Below are 9,495 nucleotides of genomic sequence, written 5' to 3' on the forward strand. Positions count from 1 at the left end.
ACAACTACTATTCTTTAACAACTCTCAATATTTCTCTTTTGGTTCCTTGCATAACTTGTATGAAGTAAACACCTCTGCTGAAGCCATCGCCGACTGTTACGGTACTGTTTGGTACCACATTGTTTTTCGCTTCAAGTACTCTGCCGGAAATGTCGACAACTTGTACACTTACGCGTTCAACCAAATTATCTGAATTTACTTTCACCTTAAAGTTGGTCACGCTTGGATTAGGCACAGCGGATGCTTTGAATAGTTTAGGCTGTTCGCTGTTAACGCGTCCATTATTAAGTACAGTACTGCTTAATGGAACCTGGTCACATGTTACAGTGATCTTGAAACAACATTCGAATGTAACATTCAATGAACTATCTGTGACTTCATAACAGATTTCGTAAACGCCAGGTCCAACTTCTGTTCCTTCTATTGGTCCTGATTTTTGTTTGAAGCCCAGCATAGGACGTTCAAATTCTGTAACAAAACCAGCAAGAGAGAATCTACCCATGTCGTTCCACCTGTTCAAATAATCGTATCCATTCAGGAGAACATATGGTTCTGCAATCACATTTGCATTACCGCCCTTGTTGTTAGGTTCTGTTGGGAACCAGTTTGTGTAAGTAAGTGGTTCGCCGGTAACCCATGCAAAACTTCCTACAGTTCCAGTATTGTACAATCCTATCCAAGGAGCATATGCATTGATCTTCCTGAACTTGTCGTTAATGAAACTATTTTCGCCAGAGCTTCCAATAGTTACAAGGTGTCCTTTAAGATCTTTGGATATCTGATCTGCTTCAGGCCATCTGTATCCACCATCTGTTGAATAGTAACCATGACCGTTAAGTACACCGCCAAATTTCAACGTGTTGTTCTTCGTGAACATTCCATCCGGAATAGGTATTGTAGCCGGCCAGTTTATGGTTGGTATCGGCAATTTCAACTTAACCTTACATGTTCCCGGATCGGCTTTAATGGTTGTGTCGCTAGGACATGTTGTAAGCAATCCTCTGCATTTCACTTCCACAGTAAAGCAGCAGGTATCTTTCTTATTTGTTATTCTGTTTGTCGCTTCATAACAAACGGTGTAAACACCCGGAGTTTGCTGGCTGAAATTAGGAGGTCCTGATATTTGTTTATAAATTATTATTGGCTCATCAAACTCGGCAATAAACGGCAGATAGTAAAGCCTTGTAAGATCGTTCCATCCGTTCTTAGGATCAGGTCCCCAAATGTGAACAAATTCTTCAGCTATTGAATCAAGACGTCCGCCTTTATTGTTAGGTTCTGTTGGAGCCCAATGAGTAAATACTAATGGTTCGCCTGTAACCCATGCAAATTTGCCCAATTCACCGGTATTGTACAATCCTATCCACGGACCATACACGATACCTTGTTTGAAATTGGTAAAGATGAAATCGCTTTCACCTTGCGAAGTGATGGTAACCAGGTGACCGCCTCTTGCAGTTGCGAGATCTTTTGCAACAGGCCATTGGTAGAAGCCATCTGAAACGTAATAAGCATGGTTATTATAAGTTCCCTTAAACCAGAGATTACTGTTAGGCTCATTATAAGCCGGAGGCAATGCTATTGAATCAGGGAATATAAAATTAGGTTCAGGCCATGCCACTGTTGCCTTACATGTTATTGGATCAGCCTCAATAACTGTATCCTTAGGACATTTGACTGTAGTAACCGGAGGAGTTACAATTGTCTTCGAAATAATAACAGTACCTGTTGCTGTACAGTTTTTAGAATCTTTGATTGTAAAGCTGTAAGTACCGGCCAACAAGCCAGCAAACTCACCTATGTTATTGCTGATGTTATTCAATGTAAATGTATACGGGCCGGTTCCACCACTGGCTACAATTTTAGCGCCTCCATCTGCTGCATCACCTGTGGCGTTTGTAGTAGTAGCAGTAGCTGTTATATTACATACATTGTCTTCTGTCCATGTAAATATTGCATCATCAGTAAGCGAACCTACAGTTGCAACAACTGTGTCCTTACCTGCCAAAGGTCCTTTATAGCAGAAGGTTGCAATACCATTAGGACCGGTAACAGCAAAACCGCTGCTGCCTGGGTTTTTGCCCTTTATGTTAAAGTCTACACGAATATCTGCAACAGGATTTCCAAACTGATCTTTCACTGTTCCGGTGAAGCATTGCTGGTTAGCAATATTTCCCGTTCCCGTTTTTGGAGAAATGGCAACACTGGTCACCGTAGCCACTTCTGAGAAGGACTGGCCACCCGGATAACCATACGAGTCATCATTGTTGAATCCATACATAAACACTCCAAACGGCAATGTGCCATTCAGTGTGTGAGAACCGGGCTGCACCGTCAATTGTGCGCCATAGAAGCCCGTTGTTCCAATTGCGGTGAATGAGCCTGCCGGTATGGCAACGCCGTCCATGGTAACAGTTCCTACAATTGCTTTAGGAGCCACCACATTGATGTAGTGCGCAACATACCCTGTAACAGTTGTTACCGTATAGTTGGCAAGGAATTGTTCCAATGGAGGAATCAACATCATAAACGGATCACCGGGGTTGCCAGAGAATGTAGATCCGTTTGCATATTGACAAACCAATATTGGCTTGTTTGATTCAACTACGTTTTGTCCTGTTAAAACTTTTTCTACAAATTGTCCTTTGTTAACAGACGGTTGAGCAACGCCGTTGATAGAAACAACAGTTCCGTTTTCGGAAGCGAGGAAGCGCCATGTATCACCATTTGTACGCGCCTTCAAAGGCACCAATCCAAATTTTTTACCCCAGGTAGATGTTGGAGGCAGCATCTCTACAAGGTGGTCGCAATAAGCAGCACCGCCCGGCACGTTACCGCACTGGTGGCCACCAAACACGCCTATTGGTTGTGTTGATGTAATAGTTGTACCGGAAAAATCTCCGGCAGATGAACTGTTCATCAACTCGTAAGTCTGTCCTTTGTTAAGCGTGATCGTGTAAGGTACTCCGGCTGTGCGGGTCAATGTTGTTACGGTAGGTGTAATGGTTACCTGGTTGTTGTCTGCTGTTGAAACAACACCAAATTCAACACCATTTACGAGTGAGTTTTTGTAAGTAAGTATGATGTAGTCTGTACCTAACGCATCTGTTGGCAATCCTAAATAAGCGTCAGTTGTAAATGGAATGTAGTTCAATCCATACACTGTTACTTCATCCACGGAAGTTACGTGAATACCTTTATTGTCGGCAACGTTATTGGTATGAGAAGCAACAGTAGCGGGCAATGTAACGTTGGTTACTTTGTTTGCCAATACAGTAAAAGTTTGAGAAAAGCTAAGTCCGGGGATTTCAACTTTACCAGACGTGTTTACGTTAGAGGTTATAAAGAGGGTAATGGTTGGGGTTCCCAGGTTGGTGTTGAACATCAGCCAGAAATCCTTTCCCTTGCTGTCTTTATTTTGTGCTTGTGCAAACTGCATCAAACAGCATATACAAAGCGTAATGCATAGCATGACTTTGTATAAGGAAGGCTTTAGTAATTTTGGTATCATAATGGGCTTTTTTGTTGATTAAAAATGTTTCTTAGTTTTTTGATACTGATAGGTTTGCTACATCGTATTTAGATACATCTGCTTTAAATGCAGGTGTTACCTGTGATGCGGCGATTACACATTCTTTGGCAGTGTCATTGTCGCAATTTGCCTGGATGGTTTCACCGGCAGCCAACACGAGCTGTTTGCCTGTGGCGCCTTCTACTGTTACCTTCTGTTGGGTTTCAAATTTTTCTTTCCAGCTTATCTTCACTGCATAATTATTTTTATTGTCCACTTTCAGGAAAACGGTCTTCTGACCTTTGCAGTCCTTTATCACATAGTAGATGTCTACTTTGTCAGTGGACTTTGCGAGCGTCCATTGCTCATCGGAGTTAGACTGTGAAATGATTTTGTTTGTGGAAGAAGAAGCATGTTTACCATTGCCTGATTGAAGCGGAGCAGCGAAGCAAAATGAAACGGCAAGCAATAAAACAGCTTTTTGTAAATGTGGGCTTTGACTGGCAAGCCATTTGGCGACGGATGATTTTCTGGCATCGCAAATTTTCTTAACCATACTTTTTCGTTTTTAAGGTTATTGCAATAATGAAACGGAACGAGTGGTATAAACATAGAATTGCCACGGCGTATGATTACCCTAGTTTCTACATGCATTTGTTGTCATTGTTGTTGTAATCAAAAACCTGGCTTCAGTGTACGGCAGTATCATCAGATATGCTTGATAAAGAATATCGTGAAAGGATATTATAACTTTTATGCGGGCAAGGAATTTGCTCTTGTGGTAAGGATCGAATTAGCAAAGATTTAATTGAGACTCAGCAGGAGATTTTTTATAGGACACTAGTAGAAGTAAACAAATGTATTAAGATAAACACGCTCATCATATAGCCATAAATAGCTATATTTACTGACGCTAACGAACCTCCTATGCAAAGTTTTCGATCTACCTTTTATCAACTAAATGAAGAGAAAGTGCATGTTGATCTTCATACAAACACTCAGCAATTGTTGCAGGAGATAAGTGGTGCAAACAACTCTCTTGCAAAGGCACCATCGTCATTTTTATTCATACTCGACAAAAATCAATACGAATATTTTTATCTGGATGGCAATGCAAAAAACGTTTTAGCAGGCAATCATTTTCCGGAAAACAATCCGATGATCGAATTGCATTGGAACACTGATGATGAAAAAGTTTTGTTGGAAAAAATATTTCCCACCATCGATTATCTGTGCAGAAAAAATCATTGCGAAAAAGATAAACTCACTTTCTCATTTAATTTTCGCGTTTTCTCAAAATCAGGCACAGAGCGCATTTTCATACAAAACATTTCTTTCCTCAACAACTTTAGCAAAGAGTCTCCGTTACATTTTGTTGGAACATTTACAGACATCACACACTTCAAATACGACAACAAGATAATTTTCGTTGCTGAAATAAATAGCGCAGATAACCATAGCTGCGAGCTGATCACACGCGATGTTTTTTCTCCCGACCAAAACACAGTGCACCTCACAAAACGTGAGATCGAAGTATTAAAATGCATCAACGATGGACTCAGCAGTAAACAAATTGCAGACAAACTTTTTGCAAGCCTCAACACGATCAACAATCACCGCAAAAACATTTTAAAGAAGACCCACACGAAGAATACTTCGGAGCTTATCAGCTTTGCACTGAAGCAGGGCCTGCTGCAGGTATGGTTGTTAGTTGATAGTTGTTGGTTGTTAGCAGGAGCCTGAGGAGAACCCACTTCCTGCAACCCTCAACTCTCAATTCTCAATTCTCAACTTCTTCCTACCTTCGCCCGCAATGAGTCACATCCTAACACTTTTCAAGAAAGATTTTTTGCTGGAAATCCGTCAGCAGCATACTTTTTATGGCATTTTGCTGTATGTGGCAGCTACTATTTTCGTACTGTACCTTGCGATGGGTCAGCCGGAAAGCGCAGTATGGAACGGCCTTTTCTGGATGATTCAATTGTTTGTCTGCGTAAATGCGGTAGCTAAAAGTTTCCTGCAGGAAAGCCGCGGAAGAATGTTGTACTTCTACTCCATTACCGGCGCAAGAAACTTCATCATTGCCAAACTGGTATTCAACGCCCTTTTGATGATGGCCATGAGCCTTGTGAGCTGGGCACTGTTCACTATATTGCTCGGCAATGAGGTAAGATATGGCATCATGTTTTTCGGCCTTACGGTACTGGGTGGTATGAGCCTAAGCTTGGTTTTCACTTTTTTATCTGCCATCGCTGCACGTGCTCAGCAAAACGCTTCTTTGATGGCAATTCTGGGCTTCCCCATTATCATTCCTCAATTGATGCTGTTGATGAAAGTGGCCAATGCAGCTTTCTCTGATGTTATCCAGGCCGGGATGTTCCAAATGGTGTCGCTGCTAGTGGCCATGGATATCCTGGTGATTACGCTTGCAATTATCCTGTTTCCATTTTTGTGGAAGGACTAATCGACGTGAATGGTGAATAGTCAATCAGGAATGGGTTGTTTATAGTTCGGTATTCCCATTCGACACAACTACTATTTTTCAGAGAGTTACGATTCACGATTGACGATTGACCACTCACGAACGCCCACCTGACCAAACTCTCTTTTTTCTTATCCCTGTTTACATTAAATTTGCCCACACTTTCAACTTGTGAAAGCTAATGCTACTCATAAGTTATTACCAATCTGATATTTATGCACAAGAAATGGTGGAAAATACTCTGCGTCATTCTGCTTACCTACACAGTTATCGGCGGTTTCCTGTTTAGCGTTCCGGCAAGGGAAATTTTACACGAAACAATTCGCAACCTGTACTTCCACGTGTGCATGTGGTTCGGCATGATGATCCTTTTTACTACTTCAGTTGTTTATTCTATAAAGTATTTGCGTTCGCAAAATTTACGTGATGATCTGTACGCAGTGAATTTTACCAAAGTGGGTATTTTATTCGGTATACTGGGCTATATAACTGGTGCCTTGTGGGCAAAATACACATGGACAGAGTTTGCGTCTGATACAGAAATTTTTCGCGAACCTAAACTATTAGGTGCCGCAATAGCGTTACTAATTTATTTTGCGTACCTGGTGCTGAGAGGTTCTTTGACAGATATTGACAAGAGAGCAAGAATAAGCGCTGTGTATGCCATTTTCGCGTATGCTATGCTATTCCCGTCCATTTGGATTTTGCCGAGATTACTGGATAGTTTGCACCCGGGAAAAGAAGGCAACCCAGCTCTGAATTTTAAAGACAGCGATGCCCGTTTAAGAATGGTTTTTTATCCTGCCATCATCGGATGGACGTTATTAGGCGTTTGGATAACATCATTAAAGATCAGGCTAGATTTAATAAAAGAAAGAAGCATTTTAAATGACTAAAATTCAATTATTGCTGGCAATTGTATTGCTTCAGCTAATCCCCGTTTCCCTTTGGGCACAAGTAACAGAGGCCCAACAAAAATATACAGCTTTTGAAATGCGCAGCAATGGAAAAATTTACGTGGTTGTCGCTGTAGTATTGATCATTCTATTTGGCTTATTAACCTATTTGGTTAGACTTGACAGAAAGATTGGTAAGCTGGAAAAAGAAAAGTAAAAAGTAAAAATTCAAAAGTAAAAACGCATCCTGCGCAGCCTTTTGAATTTTGATTTTTGACTTTTGAATTTCCCAACATTTAACTTCTAATTCTTCAAAATACCCTTAGCTTGCACGCCAAAATGAAAGACAAAGAATACCTGTAATTCATTTTTTCTTATTTAGCCCGGTAGCAACCAACGATTGTAATACCATAAATTTCAAACTATGTCTACTAAACATGAGTACAGCTTTTTTGGAGCTGTAGAGAAAAGCTTTGACAAAGCCGCCAAATTCACTACCGTTGATGAAGGTGTGCTTGAACAAATTAAACAATGTAATGCCGTTTACCGTATGCACTTCCCGGTTAAGATCGGAGATAAAGTGGAAGTTATAAAAGCATATCGCGTACAGCACTCTCACCACAAAACACCTTGTAAAGGAGGTATCCGCTTCGCAACTTCTGTAAATCTTGATGAAGTAATGGCCCTTGCCGCGCTGATGACATTTAAATGTGCCATCGTGAACGTACCATTTGGCGGAGCTAAAGGCGGTATCAACATCGACCCTAAAAAATATACCCCTTACGAACTGGAAAAAATTACGCGCCGCTACACTGCGGAACTGATCAAGAAAAATTTTATTGGACCGGGTACAGACGTTCCCGCCCCTGATTATGGTACAGGTGAGCGCGAAATGTCATGGATCCTCGATACATATACAAGCATGCGCCCCGGCGAGATTGATGCATTGGGTTGCGTTACCGGCAAACCGGTTTCCCAGGGTGGTGTCCGCGGTCGCCGCGAGGCAACAGGCCTTGGCGTATTTTACGGCTTGCGTGAAGTATGTAACATGCCTGAAATGATGCAGCGTGTTGGCATGGAAGTAGGCATCAAAAACAAGCGCGTTATCGTACAAGGTTTAGGAAACGTGGGTTACCACGCCGCTAAATTCTTCCGTGAAGGCGGTGCTAAAGTAATTGCATTGGCAGAGTACGAAGGCGCTATCACTAACCCCGATGGCTTGAACGAAGAAGAAGTTTTTCAACACAGAAAGAAAACAGGATCTATCTTAAATTTTCCTGGCGCAACAAACGTTGAAAATTCAAATCTTGCATTGGAACTGGATTGCGATATCCTTATTCCTGCGGCTTTGGAAAATGTTATCAACGGCGAAAACGCACCGAGAGTGAAAGCGAGAATCATTGGTGAAGCAGCGAACGGACCTCTTACTCCTGAAGCAGATGAAGTATTTGCAAAAAGAGGAGTACTGGTTGTTCCTGATATGTACCTGAACGCCGGTGGTGTAACTGTTTCATACTTCGAATGGTTGAAAAACCTTAGCCACGTTCGTTACGGTCGTCTTGAAAAAAGATTCACAGAAAACATGAATGCCCGCATTATCGAGCAGATGGAAGACCTTACCGGCAAAAAAGTGGTTGATCAGGAAAGACAATTGATCATGCACGGTGCTGATGAGGTTGACCTGGTTTACAGCGGTCTTGAAGAAACGATGATCACTGCAACACGTGAAATTGTTGACTGTTGGCACGCCAATCCATCCATTCCTGACATGCGTACAGCAGCATACGTAGTAGCCATTAATAAAGTTGCTACGAGCTATGCCGAGCTGGGCATTTTCCCATAGGCAATTGGCACACAGATGACACTGATTAGACTGATTTACACTGATCAGATTTATAAAAAACAAACAGCAAGACTACTACTGTCTTGCTGTTTGTTTTTGAGAAAGAACCAACACGAAAATCCGCGTTAATCAGTCCAATCAGTGTCATCTGCGTGCTCACTAAAATTCCGGAAGCTCTTCCAACCACGCCACTTTTCCTTTTTCGTTTTTGCAGCAGAACGTATTGTTCCCATTTGTTACCATCATATAAGTTACAGGCAGCGCCATATTGTATTGAATGATTTGTTGCAACACTCTTTCATTCACAGCCACATGCATCGCCTTGCATTCCACCATTAACCACGGCTGATGTTGATTATTATACACCACGATATCGAATCTTTTCTTTACCTCTCCAATCAGCAGTTCACGTTCAAGGGCAATCAATGCAGACGGATATTTTTTCACCTGCACCATGTATTGCAAAATATTTTGACGCACCCACTCCTCCGGCGTTATCACCAGCCATTTCTTTCTAAACTCATCCCATATTAATTCTTTCCCGCCTTCTTCCTTTATTTTGAACTTATGATCGGGAAAAACAATTTTTATCATGCGCCAAACCTAGGAAAAGGAACGCAGATTTTCATGATTGTGATGATTTGTAATGATGTTTTCTTTAACTGACTCTTCTAATAACTTCGTTTCAGTGCGATTCCCAAATTTACCACTAAGATTCTGTGTTAACCACCAAGTCTAAGTTTGATTAAGTTTTTATAATTTT

General features: G+C 41.5%; 8 protein-coding genes. 5 read left to right on the forward strand and 3 right to left on the reverse strand.

Translation table 11 applies throughout. From position 1 onward, the window contains the following. Positions 1 to 7: 7 nt before the first annotated feature. Both KTO63_RS14385 and KTO63_RS14390 read right to left on the reverse strand, forming a co-directional pair. Positions 8 to 3,511, reverse strand: coding sequence for a lectin-like protein (locus tag KTO63_RS14385; protein WP_217792020.1), 3,504 nt, complete (start codon positions 3,509 to 3,511; stop codon positions 8 to 10). 31 nt (positions 3,512 to 3,542) lie between these two features. Beyond that, positions 3,543 to 4,067, reverse strand: coding sequence for a hypothetical protein (locus tag KTO63_RS14390; RefSeq protein WP_217792021.1), 525 nt, complete (start codon positions 4,065 to 4,067; stop codon positions 3,543 to 3,545). A 371-nt stretch (positions 4,068 to 4,438) separates the two neighbouring features. On the opposite strand from KTO63_RS14390, the gene KTO63_RS14395 reads away from it, so the two are divergent. The 5 genes from KTO63_RS14395 to KTO63_RS14415 all read left to right on the forward strand — a co-directional run bounded on the left by KTO63_RS14395 (position 4,439) and on the right by KTO63_RS14415 (position 8,732). Further along, the gene (locus KTO63_RS14395; protein ID WP_217792022.1) at positions 4,439 to 5,254 is read left to right on the forward strand and encodes a response regulator transcription factor; all 816 of its coding nucleotides are present in this window, start codon (positions 4,439 to 4,441) and stop codon (positions 5,252 to 5,254) included. Positions 5,255 to 5,324: 70 nt separating this feature from the next. After that, the gene (locus KTO63_RS14400) at positions 5,325 to 5,975 is read left to right on the forward strand and encodes a heme exporter protein CcmB (RefSeq protein ID WP_217792023.1); all 651 of its coding nucleotides are present in this window, start codon (positions 5,325 to 5,327) and stop codon (positions 5,973 to 5,975) included. 233 nt (positions 5,976 to 6,208) lie between these two features. Beyond that, a complete protein-coding gene (gene ccsA / locus KTO63_RS14405; protein WP_217792024.1) occupies positions 6,209 to 6,889 on the forward strand; it encodes a cytochrome c biogenesis protein CcsA in 681 nt (226 codons plus the stop codon). Beyond that, positions 6,882 to 7,106 (forward strand): CcmD family protein, encoded by a 225-nt coding sequence (locus KTO63_RS14410; RefSeq protein WP_217792025.1) that lies wholly within the window; start codon positions 6,882 to 6,884, stop codon positions 7,104 to 7,106. Before ccsA ends, KTO63_RS14410 begins: the two co-directional genes overlap by 8 nt. Before the next feature lie 207 nt (positions 7,107 to 7,313). Beyond that, entirely contained in the window at positions 7,314 to 8,732 is a 1,419-nt protein-coding gene (locus KTO63_RS14415; RefSeq protein ID WP_217792026.1) for a Glu/Leu/Phe/Val family dehydrogenase, read from the forward strand. Positions 8,733 to 8,891: 159 nt separating this feature from the next. On the opposite strand, the gene KTO63_RS14420 is transcribed toward KTO63_RS14415, so the two are convergent. After that, on the reverse strand, positions 8,892 to 9,326 hold the full coding sequence (locus tag KTO63_RS14420) for a type I restriction enzyme HsdR N-terminal domain-containing protein (RefSeq protein ID WP_217792027.1): 435 nt from the start codon (positions 9,324 to 9,326) through the stop codon (positions 8,892 to 8,894). Between the last annotated feature and the right edge of the window lie 169 nt (positions 9,327 to 9,495).

The organism is Pinibacter aurantiacus (assembly GCF_019130065.1).
Lineage (GTDB): Bacteria > Bacteroidota > Bacteroidia > Chitinophagales > Chitinophagaceae > Pinibacter > Pinibacter aurantiacus.